The following is an 18879-nucleotide window of genomic DNA, read 5'->3' as shown; positions in this document are numbered from 1 at the left end:
GGGCATCGGGGCCTCGCATGAGTTTGGTGCAACGGCTGGAAGTGCGTCAGGGCCAGGCCCTGGTGATGACGCCGCAGCTCCTGCAGGCGATCAAGCTTCTCCAACTCTCGCACCTCGATCTCTCGGCCTACGTCGAGGCCGAGCTGGAACGCAACCCGCTGCTGGAGCGCGCCGAGCCGGACCTGCCGGCCGCGGGTGACGCCGCCGAATCGGGCAGCCATGCCGAGGAGGCGGGGGCCGACGGCTTCGACGCGCCGGAGCCCGACTCGTGGCTCTCGGCCGACCTCAACCCGAGCCGCGGCGAGATCGAGAGCGACTTCGACACGCGCCTCGACAACGTCTTCCCCGACGAGAGCCCCGTCCAGGCGCGCGAGGCGGGCGGGGGCGACATGCTCTCGCTGACGCCGCCGCCCTACGGCAGCACCGGCGGCAGCTTCGACGCCGAGGCGCCCGATTTCGAGGCGACCCTCACGGCCGAGACTTCGCTGCGCGAGCACCTCGCGGGCCAGCTCGACCTCGCGACCCGGGAGCCGGCCGAGCGGTTGATCGGCGGCTTCCTGATCGACGCCGTCGACGAGGCCGGCTACCTGCGCGAGACGGTGGAGGGCGTGGCCGAGCGGCTCGGCGCCGACCCGGCCCTCGTCGGCCGGATGCTGGCGCTGGTCCAGACCTTCGACCCGCCCGGGATCGCGGCCCGCGACCTCGCCGAGTGCCTCGCGATCCAGTTGCGCGAGCGCGACCGGTTCGACCCGGCGATGCAGGCGCTGGTCTCGCGGCTCGACCTCGTGGCCAAGCGCGACTTCGCGGCCCTGCGCCGGCTCTGCGGCGTCGACGACGAGGACCTCGTCGACATGCTGGGCGAGATCCGCCGCCTGGATCCGAAGCCCGGCCGGGCCTTCGGGTCGAGCGCCGTCGAGGTCCTGGTTCCGGACGTGTTCGTGCGCGCCGCGCCGGACGGCTCCTGGCTGGTCGAGCTGAACAGCGAGGCGCTGCCCCGGGTCCTGGTGAACCAGAGCTACTACGCCCGCGTCTCGCGCAACGCCGCCGCGGAGGGTGACAAGGCCTTCCTGTCGGAGGCCCTCCAGAACGCCAATTGGCTGACCCGCTCGCTGGAGCAGCGCGCCCGCACCATCCTGAAGGTCGCCACCGAGATCGTCCGCCAGCAGGACGGATTCTTCGTCCACGGCGTCACCCACCTGCGGCCGCTGAACCTCAAGACCGTGGCCGAGGCGATCGGCATGCACGAATCGACCGTCTCGCGGGTCACCTCCAACAAGGCCATCGGCACGAGCCGCGGGACCCTGGAGATGAAGTACTTCTTCACCGCGGCGATCCCCGGGGCGGCCGGCGCCGCCGCACACTCCTCCGAGGCGGTGCGCCACCGCATCAAGCAGCTCGTCGACGGCGAGACGCCGGACGACGTGCTGTCCGACGACGCCCTGGTGCAGAAGCTGCGCGGGGAGGGCGTCGACATCGCGCGGCGCACGGTGGCGAAGTACCGGGAATCCCTGCGGATCCCGAGCTCGATCGAGCGCCGCCGGGAGCGCTTCGCCCACGGTTCGGGCCAGCACGTCGCCCTGGCGCTGCGCTGATCGGCCCGGACGGGGTTGCGCCGGGCGCCCGTCCGGCCCATCCGTCTTGGCCCTCGATCGATGCCTGGACCCGCGATGACCCCGACCGGAACGCCCTCGCGCAGCCTCACCGCCATCGTGCTCGCGGCCGGGAAGGGCACGCGGATGCGCTCGGACCTGCCGAAGGTGCTGCACCGGATCGCCGGGCGCAGCATGCTCGGCCACGTCCTGGCCGCCGTCCAGGCGGCGGGCGCGGGCCGGATCGCCGTGGTGGCCGAGCCCGGCCGCGACGACGTCGCCGCCGAGATCGCGCGGGCCGCCCCCGGAGCCCGGGTCTTCCCGCAGGCCGAGCGCCTCGGCACCGCCCACGCGGTGCTCGCCGCCCGGGAGATCCTGGCCGACCCCGACGACGACGTGGTGATCGCCTTCGGCGACACGCCGCTCGTCTCGGCCGACACCTTCCTGCGCCTCCGCGCGCCCCTGGCCGACGGCGCCGCGGTGGCCGTGCTGGCCTTCGAGACGGCGACACCCTCCGGCTACGGGCGGGTGCTGACCGAGGGCGACCGCGTGCTCGCCATCCGCGAGGAGAAGGACGCGAGCGCGGCCGAGCGGGCCGTGACCCTGTGCAATGCCGGGCTGATGGCGCTCGCCGGACGGCACGCCCTGGCCCTGCTCACCCGCATCGGCAACGACAACGCCGCCGGCGAGTACTACCTGCCCGACGCGGTGGCGCTGGCGGTCGCCGACGGGCTGCCCGTCACGGTCGTTCCGGTGGACGAGGCCGAGGCGCAGGGCGTGAACGACCGGGTGCAGCTCAGCGTGGCGGAGGCCGCGATCCAGGCGCAGCTGCGCCGCAGCGCCATGCTGGGGGGCGCCACGCTGATCGCCCCCGAGACGGTGTTCCTCAGCCACGACACGGTGCTGGGACGCGACGTGATCGTGGAGCCCAACGTGGTGTTCGGCCCCGGCGTGCGGGTCGCGGAGGGCTGCACCGTGCGGGCCTTCGCGCATCTCACCGAGACCAGCCTGGAGGCGGGCGTGAAGATCGGGCCGTTCGTGCGGCTGCGCGGCCACGCCGTTCTGGAGGCCGGCGCGGAGCTCGGCAATTTCGTCGAATTGAAGAACGCGCGGATGGGGGCCGGCGCCAAGGCCGCGCACCTCACCTATCTCGGCGACGCGGAGGTCGGCGCCAAGGCCAATATCGGCGCCGGCACGATCACCTGCAACTACGACGGCGTGCTCAAGCACCGGACCACGATCGGCGCGGGCGCCTTCATCGGCTCGAACTCGGCCCTGGTCGCCCCCGTCTCGGTGGGGGAGGGGGCCTACGTCGCCTCCGGCTCGGTGATCACCGACGACGTGCCGGCGGACGCCATGGCGGTGGCCCGGGGCCGGCAGGCGGTGAAGCCGGGCTGGGCCAGGGAGAAGCGCGCGGCGCTGCAGGCCGAGAAGGCGCGGCGCGCCAAGGCGTGAGGCCCGGCACGCCGCGCGAGCGGGGCTGGCCCTGCGCCGTGCCGATCCGGTAGAAGTCCCGCTCGGCCCCGCACGGCGCGGGGCGGCCCGGACCTTGCGCACGACCTGCGCGCGGCCATCCGGGCGCGACAGCGAGAGACACTCCTATGTGCGGCATCGTCGGCATCGTCGGGCGCGACGCGGTGGCGGGGCAGGTGATCGAGGCCCTGCGGCGGCTCGAGTACCGCGGCTACGATTCCGCCGGCATCGCCACCCTGGAGCACGGCCGGCTGGCGCGGCGCCGGGCCTCGGGCAAGCTGGTCAACTTGGAGGCCAGGCTCGCCCAGGAGCCGCTCACCGGCACGATCGGCATCGGCCACACTCGCTGGGCGACCCACGGCCGGCCCAACGAGACCAACGCCCACCCGCACGCCACCAAGCGCTTGGCCGTCGTGCACAACGGCATCATCGAGAATTTCCGCGAGCTCAAGCAGGAGTTGGAGGCCGACGGCGTCGTCTTCGAGACCGAGACCGACACCGAGGTCGTCGCCCAGCTCGTCAGCCGCAACATGGACCGGCAGATGGGGCCGGTGGAGGCCGTGGCCGCCGCCCTGCCGCGGCTGCGCGGCGCCTTCGCGCTGGGCTTCCTCTTCTCCGGCGAGGAGAACCTGCTGATCGGGGCCCGCCACGGCGCGCCGCTGGCCATCGGCTTCGGCGAGGGCGAGACCTACCTGGGCTCCGACGCCCTGGCGCTCGCCCCGTTCACCGACGCCATCACGTATCTCGACGAGGGCGACTGGGCGATCCTGTCCCGCGGCGGCGCCGAGATCCGCGACGCGTCGGGCGCCACGGTCGAGCGCGCCCGGCAGACGATCGCCACGCAGGCCTACCGGATCGACAAGGGCGAGTACCGCCACTTCATGGCCAAGGAGATCCACGAGCAGCCCGAGGTGGTGGGCCGCACGCTCGCCCACTACGTCGACATGGCGCAGGGGCGAGTCGCGCTGCCCGAGGCGCTGCCCTTCGACTTCGCCAAGCTCAGCCGCGTCTACATCACCGCCTGCGGCACGGCCTACTACGCGGGCCTCGTCGCCCGGTACTGGTTCGAGCAGGTGGCCCGCCTGCCGGTGGAGATCGACGTCGCCTCCGAGGCCCGCTACCGCGAGGCGCCGCTGGAGAAGGACGGGCTGACGCTGGTCATCTCGCAGTCGGGCGAGACCGCCGACACCCTGGCCTCCCTGCGCTACGCGAAGTCCCAGGGCCAGCACACGCTGAGCGTGGTCAACGTGCCGACCTCGACGATCGCGCGGGAATCCTCCGTGGTGATGCCGACGCTGGCCGGGCCGGAGATCGGCGTCGCCTCCACCAAGGCGTTCTCGTGCCAGCTCACCGTGCTGCTCTGCCTCGCCATCGCGGCGGGCCGGGCCCGCGGCACCCTCGACGCGGCGGGCGAGCGGCGGCTGATCGACGGCCTGATCAAGGCGCCGGGCCTGATGGCCGAGGCGCTCACCCACGAGGCGGCGATCGAGGGTCTGGCCCGGGAGGTCGCGAAGGCGCGGGACGTGCTCTATCTCGGCCGCGGCACCAGCTACCCGATGGCGCTGGAAGGCGCGCTGAAGCTCAAGGAGATCAGCTACATCCACGCCGAGGGCTACGCGGCGGGCGAGCTGAAGCACGGGCCGATCGCGCTGATCGACGAGAGCGTGCCGGTGATCGTGATCGCGCCGCACGACGCGGTGTTCGAGAAGACCGTCTCGAACATGCAGGAGGTGGCCGCCCGCGGCGGGCGCATCGTGCTGATCGGCGACGCCAAGGGCGCGGCCGAGCACGGGCTCGACACGCTCGCGACCTTCACCATGCCGGCGCTCGACCCGACGGTGGCGCCGATCGTGTACGCGGTGCCGATCCAGCTGCTCGCCTACCACACGGCGGTGTTCATGGGGAAAGACGTCGACCAGCCCCGCAATCTCGCCAAATCGGTCACGGTCGAGTAGGCGCGGCCGACCAGATCGGCGGATCGTACGGGCGCGGCGCCGTCCTTGCGAGCGGAGCGAAGCAATCCAGTCTGCGCTATGCTGCCAGAGGTTGCGCGACGCTGGGTTGCTTCGCTGCGCTCGCAAAGACGGTCTGCGCAATCCTGCTGACCCCGGTACGAGGCCCCCATGACCGCCCATGACACCGACGTCCTCCGCTGGCTCGACGGGCAGGAGGGCGCGATGCTGGCGCTCCTCGAGGAGTTGGTGAACATCGATTCCGGCTCCTACGACAAGCCGGGCGTCGACGCGGTCGGCATCCGCATCGCGGAGTTCCTCGCCGGCCACGGCATCCCGGTGACCACGATCCCGGTCGACGGCTACGGCGACGCGCTGAAGGCGAGCGTGGCCGGATCGGGCGGCGGCAACCGGCCGGTCGTGCTCATGGGCCACCGCGACACCGTCTTCCCGAAGGGGGAGCCGGCCCGCCGGCCGTTCCGGGTCGCCGACGGCCGCGCCTACGGGCCGGGCGTCGCCGACATGAAGGCGGGCCTCGTGATGAACGCCTTCGTTCTGGCCGCCTATCACCGCGCCGGCGGCGCGCCGGTGCCACTCGTCGGCCTGTTCACCAGCGACGAGGAGATCGGCTCGCCGGCCTGCCGGCCGATCATCGAGGAGACCGCCCGGGGCGCCCGCGCGGTGCTGAATTCCGAGCCGGGGCGGCCGACCGGCAACGTCGTCACCGGCCGCAAGGGCGGGGTGTTCATGCACCTCGAGGTGCTCGGCAGGGCGGCCCATTCCGGCGGCAACTACGCCGACGGGCGCAGCGCCATCTTGGAGCTCGCCCACAAGACCGTCGCGCTCCACGCGCTCACCGACCTCGACCGCGGCACCACGGTCAATGTCGGCCTGGTCTCCGGCGGCCAGTCGGTGAACACCGTGGCGCCCCGGGTCACCTGCGAGATCGACCTGCGCTACGTGACCCCGCCCGACCGCGAGGCCGCCATGGACCGGATCGCCGCGATCGTGGCCGGATCGACGGTGCCGGACACGACCGCGCATCTCACCATCAAGGGCGAGTTCCTGCCGCTCGTGCAGGACGAGGCCTCGCGGGCCCTGTTCGAGACCTACGCAAGGGTGAGCGCGGAGGGCGGCAACCCCGTCACCGGCGAGTTCGCAGGCGGCTGCGCCGATTCGGGCTTCACCGCCAGCGTCGGCTGCCCCACGCTCTGCGCCGTGGGCCCGGTGGGCGGCAAGGCCCACTCGCCCGAGGAGTACCTGGAGGTGGGAAGCCTCGTGCCGCGGGCGCGCGCGGTGGCCGAGACCATCGCGGCGCTCTGACGGCTCAGAGACCGACCATCGCCAGCCCGGCGGCGCCGTAGCGGTCGCCGGTCACCGCCTCGGCGGGCATCGCGTCCGCGATGGCCCGCAGGTCGGTCTCGGCCAGGACGAGACCGGCCGCCGCCGCGTTCTCCTCGAGGTTCCGGATCTTGCGGGCGCCCGGGATCGGCACGATGAAGTCGCCCTGGTTCAGCACCCAGGCGATGGCGAGCTGGGCCGGCGTGACGCCCTTGTCGCGCGCCAGGGCGGCGAGCGTGTCGAGCAGCTGCCGGTTGGCCGCGAGGTTCTCCGCCGCGAAGCGCGGCATCGTGCGGCGGTAATCGTCGGCGGCGAGGCTGTCGCGGTCGCGGATCGCGCCGGTCAGGAGTCCGCGCCCCAGGGGGCTGTACGGCACGAAGCCGATCCCGAGTTCGCGGCAGGTCGGCAGCACCTCGGCCTCGGGATCGCGGCTCCAGAGGGAGTACTCGCTCTGCACGGCGGCGATGGGGTGGACCGCGTGGGCCCGCCGGATCGTGGCCGCGCCGGCCTCGGACAGGCCGAGCGCCCGTACCTTGCCGGCCCGCACGAGATCGGCCATGGCGCCGACCGTGTCCTCGATCGGCACCGCCGGATCCACCCGGTGCTGGTAGAACAGGTCGATGACGTCGACGCCGAGGCGCCGGAGCGAGGCGTCGCAGACCGCCCGGACGTGCTCGGGCCGGCTGTCGACGCCGATGATCCGGTCGGGACCCTGGCCGGTCTCGGAGATCTTGAAGCCGAACTTGGTGGCGATGATCACCCGGTCGCGGACCGGCGCCAGGGCCTTGCCCACCAGCTTCTCGTTCTCGAAGGGGCCGTACATCTCGGCCGTGTCGAAGAGGTTGATGCCGAGGTCGACGGCGCGGCGCAGCGTGGCGGTGGCCTCACCCTCGGGCTGGCCGCCATAGGCGTAGCTCATGCCCATGCAGCCGAGGCCGAGGGCGGAGACGGTGAGTTCGGTTCCGAGTCGACGGTGATCCATGCGGGCCTCCCGTGATGCGGCCCGGACTTCGCACGGGCCGACGGCGGCGATAATCCGTGACCTGCGGCGCAGGCTGTTCTATGCGGCTCAACAGTGAGACGCGCCGACCTCCCCGCCCTGTCGCTCTTCGCCGCGGTCGCGGCGCGCCGGAGTTTCCGCGGCGCCGCACGCGATCTCGGGCTCTCGGTCTCGGCGGTGAGCCACGCGATCAACGGCCTGGAGGCGAGCCTCAGCGTGCGCCTCCTCGCGCGGACGACCCGCAGCGTCGCCCCGACCGAGGCGGGCCAGCGCCTGCTCGACGGTCTCGAGCCCGCCCTCGCGGCGATCGCCGACGCGGTCGAGGTGGCGACCGCCGCGGAGCGGCGGCTCACCGGGACGCTGCGGATCTCGGTGCCGCGGTCGGCCGCCGAGATGCTGCTGCTGCCGCTCGCCGTCGCGTTCACCCGCGCGCATCCGGGCGTCGAGATCGAGATCCGCGCGCAGGACGGCTTCCGCGACATCGTCGCCGAGGGGTTCGATGCCGGCGTCCGCTTCGCCGAGAGCCTGGACCAGGACATGATCGCGGTGCCGCTCGGGCCGCCGCAGCGCGGCGCGATCGTCGCCGCGCCGGACTATCTCGCCCGCCACGGGACGCCCGCGGACCCGCAGGACCTGCACCGGCATGTCTGCGTCCGGCGCCGCTTCCCGAGCGGTGGCCTCTACCTCTGGGAACTCGAGAAGGACGGGATCGCCCAGTCGATCCCGGTCACCGGCACCCTCGTCCTCGACGATGACGGGCTGGTGGCCGAAGCGGCGCGCGGCGGCGCCGGTCTCGCCCACCTCTTCGAGGCGCAGGTGGCGGCCGACATCGCGGCCGGCCGTCTGATCCGGGTCCTCGACGCGTGGTGCCCGCCCTTCCCCGGCTTCTTCCTCTACTACCCGAGCCGCCGCCAGATGCGGCCGCTGCTCCGGAGCTTCGTCGATCACGTCAGGGGCCGCTAGCGCCGCCGGCCCGCCTACGGGCGCAGGGCCGCCACGAGGCGCAGCAGGAAGCCGTCGAGGGCCGCCTTGTCGATCCAGCGCAGGACCGCGACGAGGTCGTGCTCGGGGTCGCACCAGATCACGTTGTTGCCCGCCCCGAGGGCGCTGAAGGCCGAGGCCGGCAGTTCCGGCTTGGCGGCCGCGCCGCGGTTCAGCCACCAGAGGTAGCCGTAGCTGTCGAGGGTCGGAGAGGGCGTCAGCATGGCGCGGATCCAGCGCTCCGAGAGGAGCTGCCGCCCGTTCCAGGCGCCGCCGCGGGCGACGAGGAGACCGAAGCGGGCGTGGTCGTCGGCCCCGATGAACAGGCCGCCGCCCCAGTGGCCGCCGCCGGGGACCGACTGGACCCGCGCGCCGTCGACCGCGACCCAGGCCGTGTCGTAGCCGTGCCACGCCCAGTCGCGGGAGGCGCCGATCGGATCCATGATCCGCTCGCGGAGCACGTCCGGGAGGGCCCGGCCGAAGCGGCGCATCAGGCAGTACGACAGCAGGTTCACCCGGACGTCGTTGTACTCGTAGTAGGTGCCGGGGCACCGCAGCGCCCGCGCCTCGCCCTTGCGGCTGTTGTCGGCGCCCGGGCCGATCTGCCGGAAATGATCGACCTGATCGGACTTGCCGAACAGCGTTCCCTGCCACTCGCTCGACTGCTGCAGGAGGTGGCGCCACGTGATCGCGCCGTTGTGCGGGCCGTCGAGGAGCGGGTCGGGTACGCTGTCGCGCACCGGCGCGTCGACGTCGGGGATCAGGCCGTCGTCGTGGGCGAGGCCGGCCAGCACCGCGAGGTAGCTCTTGGCGATCGAGAAGGTCATGTCCGGGCGGGCCGTGTCGCCCCAGGCGGCGACGCGCCGGCCGGCCTTCAGGATCACGCCCGCCGGGCCGCCGCGCGGGCGCACCGGCCCGTCGACGGCGCTCCAGGGCCCCGTCTCGTTCCACTCGACGATCCCGACGTAGCGCCCGTCGGGATAGTACAGGCTGCGCGGCCACGCGCTCTCGTGGGCCTGCGCGAACGCCACCGCGTCCGCGAGCCGCCCGGCATCGAGCCCCGCCGCACCCGGGTCCTGCTCCGCCCAGTCATCCGTCGGCCAGTACGGCCCGGTCGCTTCGGTCACGCGCGTCTCCTGACGGTCCTCTCCGGTCCGGGCGCATGCAGGGCCTGCGCCGCAGATCGGACCCTCCGTAGAGCCATCGGCCCCGGGAGGGCAGGGCGCGCGCCGCGGTTCGGGGCTCGCCCCGCACGACGGGGCCGGATGTGTCAGCCCTTCCCGGTGAAGCGCACGGCGCAGCCCGGACGGGCCGCGACGAGGTCCGCGCCGCGCGCGCGGCCCAGGACCATGCAGGCGGTCGACAGCCCGTCGGCGACGAGCCCCGTCGGCGCAGTGACCGTCACCGACGACAGGCCGCGCGGCGACCGGCCGGTGGCCGGGTCGAAGATGTGGTGGTCGGTGCGGTCGTGCGAGAAGCTCATGTTGTAGTCGCCCGAGGTCGCGGCGAAGCCGGTGAACGGGGCGATGACGGCGGCGATGTCGCCGGGATGGCGGGGATCGGCCAGCCCGAGGCGCCAGGGCGCGCCGTCCGGATGCGCGCCGGCGGCGCCGAACTCGCCGGTATCCACGAAGGCGTCGTCGATGCCGCGCGCCCGGAAAGCCGCCATGACCTGGTCGGCCGCGTAGCCCTGTATCAAGGCGTTCAGCGTCAGGGCCGTCCCGGGCTCCAGGACGATCCGGTCCGTCGCGACCCGCACGCGCCGCCAGCCGACCCGCGACAGGGCCCCCCGCAGGGCCTCCGCCCCGGGGCGCTCACCGCGGGCGGCCGCGCCGGCCCAGACCGGCCAGAGCGGCTGGACGGTCGGGTCGAAGGCGCCGCCGGTCTCGGCCGCGAGGGCGAGGGCGAAGCGCAGCAGGGCGAGCAGGTGCGGGTCGGGCGCCTCGAGGGACCCGTCCCGGTTGAGGCGGGCCAGGGCGCTGTCGGCCCGGAACAGGCTGGCGGCCGCCTCCACGGCGCGCATCGCCGCGAACCCGTCGTCGAGCGCAGCCTCGACCGCGGACGGGTCGGGCCCGGCGGCGGTCAGGGCCACGGTGGTGCCGAAGGCGAGGCCGGCGCGGGTGCGCAGCGCCAGCCCGCGCGACGCCGCGGCGGCGCGGAACGCCGCGACGCCGCCGAGCGCGGCCAGCCCCGCGGCCCCGACGAGGAGCCGGCGCCGGGCCGGCGCGAAGGGCGGCGGCGCGCTCATCCGACGGTCACCGGCCGGTGCGCGGCGCGGCGGCCCCGCTTGCGCGCCACGACCTGCGGCACGCACTGCCCGGGATCGTGGATGATCGTCACGCACTCCATGCACTGGAAGCACTCGGCGTAGTCGACCCGGCCGGAGGGCGCGATGGCGCCGTAGCGGCAGCGGACCTTGCAGAGCTGGCACGGCGAGCCGCACTCCGCCCGGCGCGGGATCCAGTCGAGGACGCGGACCCGCCCGAGGAGGGCGAGGGCGGCGCCGAGCGGGCACAGGTAGCGGCAGAAGCCCTTGTAGACGAGCAGGTTGAGCACCAGCAGCCCGGCCGCGTAGGCAACGAACGGCCACGCCCGGACGAAGTACAGGGTGATGGCGGTCTTGAACGGCTCGACCTCGGACAGGGTGTCGGCGAGGGGCGACCCCGCGGCGGCGGCACCGAGGATGCCGGCGAGCACGACGTATTTCAGCGACCGCAGCGACCGGTCGAGGCCGGGCGGCACCGCGACCGGGCGGATGCGCAGCGGCCGGGCGAGCAGCGCGACGAGTTCCTGCAGCGCGCCGAAGGGGCAGAGCCAGCCGCAGAACGTGCCGCGCCCCCAGGCCACCAGGGCGGCCAGCGCGAAGGCCCAGAGCACCAGCGAGGGCGGGTCGTAGAGCAGGAAGGCGAGGTCGTGGGTCACGGTGGCGGCCCGCACGAGGCCGACGAGGGTCACGATCGAGAGTTGCGCCTGCGCGTACCAGCCGACGAAGCCGAGGGTCAGCGCCAGGAAGCCGAGGCGGAAGAGGGGGAAGCGGCGCTGGTCCGCCACCAGCCCGCGATGGCGGCTCAGGAGCGGCACCAGCACCGCGAGCATCAGCCCGATCAGCGCGAGTTCGGGCGCCCGGGCCCGCCAGGAGTCGGTCCAGCTCGGCCCGTCATCGGGCCGGACCCGCGTGAACAGGTCGGCGGGCAGGACGGTCTCGACCGTGAAGGTCCGGGCGATCTTCTCCGACAGGATCTGCCCGCGCTCGCGGACGATCGTCTCGGTCAGCACCCAGGGCGCGGACGGGTCGAAGCCGGCGGCCTGGTCGATCCGCAGGATCGTCCAGGGGCCGGGCGGCAGCCCCTCGGCGAGGCCGGCGTCGCGGCGCTCCACCGCCATGTCGCGCGCGTTCACGATCAGGCCGGCCTGGCCGATCGCCAGCCGGTCGGGGACGGCGCCCAGCACGAACCGGTCGCCGACCGGGTTCTCGGGCGCGTCCTCCGGCCCGGCGCTGACGACCATCACGGCGTGGTTGCCGGGACCGAGCTCGCGCATGAGCGCGTCGTAGCGCGCCGGCCCCAGCAGGTTGCGGCCGATCGAGGGCGGGTCCAGGGCGGCGACGTAGAGGTCGGTCAGCACGGCGTCGGCCGGACCCTCGGACGGATCGGCCACGCCGGTGCCCCGGAAGGCCGCGGCGGCGTCCGCGTTCGTGACCGTTAACCGCCGGACCCAGCCCCGGGCGAGGAGGTCGGCCAGGGTCAGGGGCTCGTAGAGGTCGAGCTTCGCCTCGACCTTCAGGCCGACATTGGCCGCCCCGAAGCCGAGCTTCGCGCGGGCGACCGCCAGCGCCGAGGCCAGGATGGACTGGTTGATCACCCGGGTCGAGGCGGTGGCCATGGAGATGCCGTCGACGGTGGTCTGCGGCGCGGCGCCGGCGGCCCGCGCGTTGGGCCGCCCGACCCGGATCGCCTGCCGGGCCGACAGGCCGGCATACTGCTCGACGAAGGCGAGGAGCGGCTCCGGGCCGAGCCCCTCGAGGAAGACCGGCTCGTGGTGCGAGAGCACCGTCACGTCCCGGAAGGTCCCGTCGGGGGCGAGCGCGATCAGCAGGTCGGGGGGCGTGCCCCCGAAGCCAGGGATCGGCGCGAGGTCGACGGATTCGAACGCGTAGGCGAAGACCTCGTAGGACCCGGCCTGCTGCTTCAGGATCGGCCAGACCGGGAGCCTGTCGTCCTTCTCGCCGACCACCAGCGGGGGCGGGAAGTGGCGTTCGACGCCCGCGCGATCGAGCTGGCCGGCCCGGGCCGGAAGGGTCGACAGGAGCAGGGCGAGAAGGAGCAGCGCGGCGCGCAGGAGCAGGCCCGCGCCCCGGGCCAGGGCGGTGCGCGGCGCGGGCGGCCTGGGAGACGGTGCGCTCCGCAGCGGCCGCGCCTTATCCCTCCCTCCGCCCCTGGCCGCGTCGGTCACCCATCCGGACCGAGCACGGACGCCGGCGGCAGTGCGCGACCGGGCCCCTGTCCCGTTCGGGAGAGGGACAGGGTGAGGGATCGGGACGTCGAGGATGGAGCACGCTGTCGACGTGCGGGCCGGGAGAGCCTGTCCCGGATGCCGCACGTCCCTCACCCTGTCCCTCTCCCGAACGGGACAGGGGACCCGCGCTCCGGACTGCGGACGAGTCACGGCACCGCACCGGCGGCGCGCCCGTCCGTCGCCTGCGCCGAAGGCATCGGCCGCGCCGCCGCGCCCCAGGGGAAGCGGCCGACCTTCACGGTCTTGATCGGCCGGAACGTCGCGGCGTCGATCACCGTCACGTCGCCGGAGACGCCGTTGGTGGTGAAGAGCCGCGTGCCCGCCGCGTTGAGCGCGAGCTGCCAGACCCGGCGGCCGACCAGGATGTAGCTCTCCACCCGGTAGGTCGCGGTATCCACCACGGCGACCCGGTCGGACGGCCCCAGCGCCACGAAGGCGTGGCGCCCGTCCTTGGCCATCTGGATGCCCACCGGCTGGATCCGGTCGGCCGCGATTCCCTTCACGGCGAACTCGATCGTCGCGATCACCGCGCGTGTGGCGACGTCGATCACCGACACGGTGCCGCCGATCTCCGAGGACGCCCACAGCCGGGACCCGTCGGCCGTGAAGGCGGCGAAGCGCGGCCGCTGCCCGACCGGCGTCGCGTCCACGGCCGCGAGTGTCGCCGTGTCGATCCAGTGGACCATGTTGGTCGTCTCGGAGGTCGTGACGGCCGTGCGCCCGTCCGGGCTCACCGCGACGCCCTCCGGCTCGATGCCGACGTCGATCTGCGCCAGCACCCGGCGGGTCTGCGCGTCCACCACCGTGGTGGTGGCGTTCTCCTCGTTGGCGATGAACAGGGTGCGCCCGTCGGGCGCCAGGGCGAACTGCTCCGGGTCCTCGCCCGAGGGCAGGTCGTGCCGCACCTGCCCGGTCTCCGGGTCGATCACCTGCACGGCGTCGGAGTCGCTGGCGCAGACGTAGAGCGACCGCCCGTCGCGCGAGAAGGTCAGCCCGCGGGGCCGACGGCCGACCGGGAAGGTGCGCAGCACCTCCAGGCTGTCGCCGTCGATCACCGAGACGGTGTTGTCGCGCTCGTTCGAGACGAAGATCTCCTCGGCCCGCGCGGGGCCCGCGAGGCAGAGCAGTAGCGCGAGGGCGGCGAGCCGGGTCATTCTGACGTCCCCGAGAAGGCGCGGCAGGCACTCTCGGGCGCGTCGAGGCCGAGCGTGTCGAGTTCCGTGCGGTGGTGGAGGAAGCCCTCGATCGGCGCCGTCGCGGTGACGGCCCCGGGCCAGAGCAGGAAGACCGGCTGGCGCAGCTGCCCGTCCCAGGCGCGGAAGCTCAGGGGGCGGCCCTTGAAGCCGCCGATCTCGAAGCCGGGCGCCGTCAGGGCGGCGCGGACCGCCGCGGGGTCGGTGCTGCGCGCCTTCACGGCCGCCTCGCCGACGACGTGCACCGCCATCCAGCCGGCCCAGTCGACGGGCCGCATGGCGCGGCCGGCGAGCTTCCGGAACCGCCCCTGGAGCTGGACGGCGGCCCAGGCCTCGACGGGCCGACCCCAGGCGGCCGGCGCGAGGCCCTGCGTGCCGACGAGGGGCCGGGGCGAGGCGGTGTTGTAGTTGAGGCTCGCGCCGAACGCGCCGGCCTCGTCGGCCACCGCGACCACGTCGTGCTCGGGCCCGCGGGTCGGCAGGGCGAACTCGCGCAGGGCCGTGTCGCGGACGTCGCCCCCCTGCGGGTCGTAGCGCGTCTCGGCGACGATCCGCGCGCCGAACTTCCTCGCGCTGCGCCGCAGCGCCTCGGCGAAGAGCGCGTCAGCTGGCGCCGGCCCGGTCACCAGCAGGATCCGGGACCAGCGCTTGAACGCCAGGAACTGCACCAGCGCGTCGGACAGCATGGCGCGGGACGGCAGGACGTGGAGCAGGTTCCGGCGGCAATCGGCGTCGCGCAGGCGCGTGTCCGGGGCGCCGATGTTAAGGAGCACGCTGCCCTTCGCCTCCGGCAGGTCGGCCAGGGCGAGGACGTCGGCGGCCGGGGCGTTGAGCACCACGAAGCGCCGGTCGGCGAGGTCCCGGAAAGCCTGGCGGATGTCGGCGGCCGGCTCGACGATCGTGGTGCCGAGGTCGAAGCCGAGGCCGAGGAACCGGCCGGTGGCGTTGGAATCGCGCAGGCCGAGTTCCGCGCCCTTGGCGCCCTCGTCGTCGGGGATCGGGTCCTCGTTGTTCAGCGGCGCCGGCCGCTCGACCCGCCGCTCCAGGTAGCGGATCGTCAGGGGCGGGCCTGCCGGCGCGGGCGCGGCCCGCCCCTGCGCGACCGGCGCCAGGGTCGCCATGGCCGCCACGGCCGCCAGCACGACGGCGCGCCGCAGGCCGGCCCATGGCCCGCCGCGCATCCCGGGCCGCCGCGCACCGGAGGACACCATCCCCGCCCGTCTCCTCCAGCCCCGCGGCGCTCGTCTTTGGCCGGGAGTCTAGGAGCGGAGTTGCGCCCTCCGATATTAGACCAAGGTGCACAAACCGGGTTTGGTGCAGCGCAACACAAGTCGTCGATGGCGCTAATCTGGCCGATCCGTACCAAAGCATAATGGGTCCGCCGCCCGGTACTTGCTAACCGTTGTGCAACGACGACGGGAGGGGCGGATGCGCACGATGAAGACGGCGGCGGGCGGCGTGCTCGCGGCGCTGGGACTGGCCCTGGCCGCCGGCGGCGCCCTCGGGCACGGCGATGTCCAGCCCCAGCCGGTCAACACCGACGGCCTCAAGCCGCTGGGCGCCGAGTGGGTCGCCGAGAACCCCTACAAGGACGACAAGCACGCCATCGCGATCGGCGCCTCGGGCTTCAACCAGAACTGCGCCCGCTGCCACGGCCTGGAGATGATCTCCGGCGGACTCGCCCCGGACCTGCGCTACCTGCCGCAGGGCAAGGAGGGCGACGAGTACTTCGTCGAGCGCATGAAGCACGGCGCCGTCATCAACGGCGTGACCAAGATGCCGGCCTTCGAGGGTGTGATCTCGCAGGAGGGCCTGTGGGCGATCCGGAGCTACATCGAGTCGAAGCATGAGGATTAGCGCACGGCTCCTTCTCGCCTGCGGCCTGCTCATGGCCCTCCGGTTCCAGCCGGAAGCGGCGGCGCGCCCCCTCGACCAGATCGTGGCCGACGGCACCCTGCGGGTGGCGGTCTACGGCGACAACGCGCCGTTCTCCGCGGAGGAGACCGGCAGGCCCCGCGGCATCGACGTCGATCTCGCCCGCGCGATCGCCGACGCGCTCAAGGTGAAGCTCGACCTGCGCGTGGTCGACGCCGGCGAGAACGTCGACGGCGACCTGCGCCTGACCCTGTGGCGCGGCGACCTCGCCGGCACGCCGCTCGCCGACCTGATGCTGCACGTGCCGACTGACCGGCAGCTCGCCCTGCGCAACGAGCAGGTGTTCTTCACGGCGCCGTATTTCGAGCAGGAGATCGCCTTCGCGTACCGCAAGGGCGCGCTGGACGGCTTCGACAGCCTCGACGACATCGGCGACCGGAGCGTCGCGCTGGAGGGCACGGGCGCCGCCGACCTGATGCTGCTGACCGCCCAGGGCGGCCGCTTCCGCCCGAACCTGAAGCACTACAGGAGCTTCGAGGAGGCCGCGAAGGCCTACCTCGCCGGCGAGGCGCCGATCCTGGCCGGGAGCCGCGCGGCGATCGCGGCGGCCCTGTTTGCCGCGAAGGCCCCGAAGGACGACAACCCGATCGCCACGGTCCCGTCGACGGGGCTGGTGAAAACGCGCTGGGAGATCGGCGGCGCGGTGAGGACCGATTCCCGCGACCTCGCCTACGCGGTCGGGGACGCGATCACGGCACTGAACGCGGAGGGTCGGCTCAGGGCGATCTGCGAGAGCTACGGCGTCACCTACGCGCCGCCGAAGGGGTATTGAGCGCATCCGTCATCGCGAGCGCAGCGAAGCGATCCAGACAGCGCGCCATCGTGGGATGCTGTGCTGCCCTGGGTCGCTTCGCTGCGCTCGCGATGACGGTAAGAGCGAACATCAGATCTCCCGAACGAGACCTCCGTCGGATTCGCGCCAATCCGAGCGCCGATCTCGACGAATACATTGCATTCGCCGGTCCGCAGAGTGGCCTTATTGGACCAATGGCCAATAAGACTTTCCTGAGAAGCCCGATAGCTTCGTCCTCCAAGGGGGCGCCCCGCGACTCGTGCGGCCCGCGTCGAAACCCGGATGCCCCGGCCACACGGACCGGGGCCGACCACGGAGGACACGTCATGAGAATGCGGACCCGGTTCCTCGCCGCGGTGGGCGTCGCCGCCCTCGTGGCGGGCGGCGCCCTGCCGGCCATGGCCCAGGGGGTCACCGAGCAGGACATCATCAACGACGCCAAGACGCCCGGCGACGTGGTCACCTACGGCCTCGGCCCGCAGGCCCAGCGCTTCAGCCCGCTGAAGACGCTCAACCGCGACAACATCAAGGGCCTCGTCCCGGCGTGGTCGTTCTCGTTCGGCGGCGAGAAGCAGCGCGGCCAGGAGAGCCAGGCGCTGGTCAAGGACGGCATCATCTACGTCACGGGCTCGTACTCGCGCATGTACGCGATCGATTCCCGCAGCGGCGAGAAGAAGTGGGAGTACGACGCCCGCCTGCCGGAGGGCATCCTGCCCTGCTGCGACGTCGTGAACCGCGGCGCCGCGCTCTACAAGGACAACGTCTACTTCGGCACGCTCGACGCCAAGCTCGTCGCGCTCAACACCAAGACCGGCAAGGTCGTCTGGCGGAAGGAGATCGACGACTTCAAGGCCGGCTACAGCTACACGGCCGCCCCGATCATCGTGAAGGGCAAGATCATCACCGGCGTGTCGGGCGGCGAGTTCGGCGTGATCGGGCGGATCGAGGCCCGCGACGCCGAGACCGGCGAGGTCGTGTGGAAGCGGCCCGTGATCGAGGGCCACATGGGCGAGCTCAACGGCAAGCCCTCGACCATGACCGGCAAGGTCAACGAGAGCTGGCCCGGCGACATGTGGAAATTCGGCGGCGGCGCCACGTGGCTCGGCGGCACCTACGATCCCGAGACCAACCTGATCTACTTCGGCACCGGCAACCCCGGCCCGTGGAACTCCTGGCTGCGGCCGGGCGACAACAAGTGGACCTCCTCGCGGCTCGCCCTCAACCCCGACAACGGCGAGATCGTCTGGGGCTTCCAGACCACCCCGCACGACGGCTGGGACTTCGACGGCGTCAACGAGTTCGTGCCGTTCGACCTGAACAAGGGCGGCAAGACCATCAAGGCCGGCGCCACCGCCGACCGCAACGGCTTCTTCTACGTCCTCGACCGGACCAACGGGAAGTTCATCTCGGCGACGCCGTTCGTCGAGAAGATCAACTGGGCCAAGGGCATCGATGAGAACGGCCGCCCGATCTACAACGAGGAGAACCGCCCCGGCGACCCGAGCAAGGCGACCGGCAACGACAAGAAGGGCAAGTCGGTCTTCGCGGTGCCGAGCTTCCTCGGCGGCAAGAACTGGATGCCGATCGGCTACAGCCCCGACACCAAGCTGTTCTACGTGCCCTCCAACGAGTGGGGCATGGATATCTGGAACGAGCCGGTGAACTACAAGAAGGGTGCCGCCTACCTCGGCGCCGGCTTCACCATCAAGCCGGTCTTCGACGACCATATCGGCTCGCTCAAGGCGATCGACCCGGCCTCCGGCAAGGTCGTGTGGGAGTACAAGAACAAGGCCCCGCTCTGGGCCGGCGTGCTCACCACCGCGGGCAACCTCGTCTTCACCGGCACGCCGGAGGGCTTCCTGAAGGCCTTCGACGCCAAGACCGGCGAGGAGGTCTGGAAGTTCCAGGTCGGGACCGGCGTGGTCTCCTCGCCGATCACCTGGGAGCAGGACGGCGAGCAGTGGGTCGGCGTCGCGGCCGGCTGGGGCGGCGCGGTGCCGCTCTGGGGCGGCGAGGTCGCCAAGTCGACGGCCGGCATCAACCAGGGCGGCAGCTTCTGGGCGTTCAAGCTGCCGAAGACGGTGGCGTCGCGCTGAAGGCGCTCAAT

14 protein-coding genes are annotated in these 18879 nt (G+C 73.0%); 8 read left to right on the top strand and 6 right to left on the bottom strand.

Translation table 11 applies throughout. From position 1 onward, the window contains the following. The first annotated feature begins 17 nt into the window (after window positions 1-17). The 4 genes from rpoN to BM419_RS19485 all read left to right on the top strand — a co-directional run bounded on the left by rpoN (window position 18) and on the right by BM419_RS19485 (window position 6337). A complete protein-coding gene (rpoN, locus tag BM419_RS19500) occupies window positions 18-1592 on the top strand; it encodes an RNA polymerase factor sigma-54 (RefSeq protein ID WP_091927410.1) in 1575 nt (524 codons plus the stop codon). Between the two features lie 75 nt (window positions 1593-1667). Next, window positions 1668-3044 carry a bifunctional UDP-N-acetylglucosamine diphosphorylase/glucosamine-1-phosphate N-acetyltransferase GlmU gene (glmU, locus tag BM419_RS19495; protein WP_091927409.1) on the top strand — a complete coding sequence of 459 codons (1377 nt, stop codon included), beginning with the start codon at window positions 1668-1670 and terminating at the stop codon, window positions 3042-3044. Window positions 3045-3190: 146 nt separating this feature from the next. Then, a complete protein-coding gene (gene glmS / locus BM419_RS19490; protein ID WP_056527748.1) occupies window positions 3191-5017 on the top strand; it encodes a glutamine--fructose-6-phosphate transaminase (isomerizing) in 1827 nt (608 codons plus the stop codon). A gap of 168 nt (window positions 5018-5185) precedes the next feature. Then, complete coding sequence (locus tag BM419_RS19485; RefSeq protein ID WP_091927408.1) at window positions 5186-6337, top strand: M20 family metallopeptidase; 1152 nt, start codon at window positions 5186-5188, stop codon at window positions 6335-6337. A 4-nt stretch (window positions 6338-6341) separates the two neighbouring features. Here BM419_RS19485 and BM419_RS19480 read toward each other — a convergent pair whose 3' ends face one another. Beyond that, a complete protein-coding gene (locus BM419_RS19480) occupies window positions 6342-7337 on the bottom strand; it encodes an aldo/keto reductase (protein WP_091927407.1) in 996 nt (331 codons plus the stop codon). Between the two features lie 93 nt (window positions 7338-7430). Between BM419_RS19480 and BM419_RS19475 the strand changes: the two genes are divergently transcribed. Then, complete coding sequence (locus BM419_RS19475; RefSeq protein ID WP_020095053.1) at window positions 7431-8318, top strand: LysR family transcriptional regulator; 888 nt, start codon at window positions 7431-7433, stop codon at window positions 8316-8318. A 14-nt stretch (window positions 8319-8332) separates the two neighbouring features. Here BM419_RS19475 and BM419_RS19470 read toward each other — a convergent pair whose 3' ends face one another. From BM419_RS19470 to BM419_RS19450, 5 genes are all read right to left on the bottom strand, one after another. Beyond that, entirely contained in the window at window positions 8333-9463 is a 1131-nt protein-coding gene (locus tag BM419_RS19470) for a serine hydrolase domain-containing protein (protein ID WP_020095054.1), read from the bottom strand. Between the two features lie 143 nt (window positions 9464-9606). Next, on the bottom strand, window positions 9607-10584 hold the full coding sequence (locus tag BM419_RS19465; protein WP_020095055.1) for an FAD:protein FMN transferase: 978 nt from the start codon (window positions 10582-10584) through the stop codon (window positions 9607-9609). Then, window positions 10581-12680, bottom strand: coding sequence for a 4Fe-4S binding protein (locus BM419_RS19460; protein ID WP_026605227.1), 2100 nt, complete (start codon window positions 12678-12680; stop codon window positions 10581-10583). Before BM419_RS19460 ends, BM419_RS19465 begins: the two co-directional genes overlap by 4 nt. Window positions 12681-12997: 317 nt before the next feature. Continuing rightward, window positions 12998-14005: a YVTN family beta-propeller repeat protein gene (locus tag BM419_RS19455; RefSeq protein WP_020095057.1), complete on the bottom strand. Its 1008-nt coding sequence runs from the start codon at window positions 14003-14005 to the stop codon at window positions 12998-13000. Continuing rightward, on the bottom strand, window positions 14002-15255 hold the full coding sequence (locus BM419_RS19450) for an ABC transporter substrate-binding protein (protein ID WP_020095058.1): 1254 nt from the start codon (window positions 15253-15255) through the stop codon (window positions 14002-14004). The genes BM419_RS19455 and BM419_RS19450 overlap by 4 nt, the downstream gene beginning before the upstream one ends. Before the next feature lie 226 nt (window positions 15256-15481). On the opposite strand from BM419_RS19450, the gene pedF reads away from it, so the two are divergent. From pedF to BM419_RS19435, 3 genes are all read left to right on the top strand, one after another. Beyond that, window positions 15482-15901, top strand: coding sequence for a cytochrome c-550 PedF (pedF, locus tag BM419_RS19445; protein WP_026605228.1), 420 nt, complete (start codon window positions 15482-15484; stop codon window positions 15899-15901). A 31-nt stretch (window positions 15902-15932) separates the two neighbouring features. Then, complete coding sequence (locus tag BM419_RS19440; protein WP_020095060.1) at window positions 15933-16751, top strand: substrate-binding periplasmic protein; 819 nt, start codon at window positions 15933-15935, stop codon at window positions 16749-16751. 347 nt (window positions 16752-17098) lie between these two features. Then, entirely contained in the window at window positions 17099-18868 is a 1770-nt protein-coding gene (locus BM419_RS19435) for a PQQ-dependent methanol/ethanol family dehydrogenase (RefSeq protein ID WP_026605230.1), read from the top strand. The last annotated feature ends 11 nt before the right edge of the window (window positions 18869-18879 follow it).

The sequence above is a fragment of the Methylobacterium sp. yr668 genome, assembly GCF_900116245.1.
Taxonomy (GTDB): domain Bacteria; phylum Pseudomonadota; class Alphaproteobacteria; order Rhizobiales; family Beijerinckiaceae; genus Methylobacterium.
This window is presented reverse-complemented; position numbering and strand designations above follow the sequence as displayed.